We start from the raw sequence: 1,449 nt of genomic DNA on the forward strand, positions 1-1,449 counted from the left end.
CGGTTAAGCTACCTACTTCTGGTAAAACCCGCTCCCATGGTGTGACGGGCGGTGTGTACAAGACCCGGGAACGTATTCACCGCGACATGCTGATCCGCGATTACTAGCGATTCCAACTTCATGCAGTCGAGTTGCAGACTACAATCCGGACTACGATACACTTTCTGCGATTAGCTCCCCCTCGCGGGTTGGCGGCGCTCTGTATGTACCATTGTATGACGTGTGAAGCCCTACCCATAAGGGCCATGAGGACTTGACGTCATCCCCACCTTCCTCCGGTTTGTCACCGGCAGTCTCATTAGAGTGCCCTTTCGTAGCAACTAATGACAAGGGTTGCGCTCGTTGCGGGACTTAACCCAACATCTCACGACACGAGCTGACGACAGCCATGCAGCACCTGTGTACTGGTTCTCTTTCGAGCACTCCCAAATCTCTCCGGGATTCCAGCCATGTCAAGGGTAGGTAAGGTTTTTCGCGTTGCATCGAATTAATCCACATCATCCACCGCTTGTGCGGGTCCCCGTCAATTCCTTTGAGTTTTAATCTTGCGACCGTACTCCCCAGGCGGTCTACTTCACGCGTTAGCTGCGTTACCAAGTCAATTAAGACCCGACAACTAGTAGACATCGTTTAGGGCGTGGACTACCAGGGTATCTAATCCTGTTTGCTCCCCACGCTTTCGTGCATGAGCGTCAATCTTGACCCAGGGGGCTGCCTTCGCCATCGGTGTTCCTCCACATATCTACGCATTTCACTGCTACACGTGGAATTCTACCCCCCTCTGCCAGATTCTAGCCTTGCAGTCTCCAATGCAATTCCCAGGTTGAGCCCGGGGATTTCACATCAGACTTACAAAACCGCCTGCGCACGCTTTACGCCCAGTAATTCCGATTAACGCTTGCACCCTACGTATTACCGCGGCTGCTGGCACGTAGTTAGCCGGTGCTTATTCTTCAGGTACCGTCATTAGCAAGAGATATTAGCTCTCACCGTTTCTTCCCTGACAAAAGAGCTTTACAACCCGAAGGCCTTCTTCACTCACGCGGCATTGCTGGATCAGGCTTTCGCCCATTGTCCAAAATTCCCCACTGCTGCCTCCCGTAGGAGTCTGGACCGTGTCTCAGTTCCAGTGTGGCTGGTCGTCCTCTCAGACCAGCTACTGATCGATGCCTTGGTAGGCTTTTACCCTACCAACTAGCTAATCAGATATCGGCCGCTCCACGAGCATGAGGTCTTGCGATCCCCCACTTTCATCCTTAGATCGTATGCGGTATTAGCGTAACTTTCGCTACGTTATCCCCCACTCTAGGGTACGTTCCGATATATTACTCACCCGTTCGCCACTCGCCACCAGAGCAAGCTCCGTGCTGCCGTTCGACTTGCATGTGTAAGGCATGCCGCCAGCGTTCAATCTGAGCCAGGATCAAACTCTTCAGTTTAATCTCTGTT

1 rRNA gene is annotated in these 1,449 nt (G+C 52.6%); it reads right to left on the minus strand.

Going from position 1 to position 1,449, the window contains the following annotated elements:
• Nucleotides 1–1,439: ribosomal RNA gene (locus ACQ4WN_RS26155) — 16S ribosomal RNA — on the minus strand; the annotation flags it as partial.
• Between the last annotated feature and the right edge of the window lie 10 nt (nucleotides 1,440–1,449).

This window comes from Janthinobacterium pasteuri (assembly GCF_051380775.1).
Classification (GTDB): domain Bacteria; phylum Pseudomonadota; class Gammaproteobacteria; order Burkholderiales; family Burkholderiaceae_D; genus Janthinobacterium.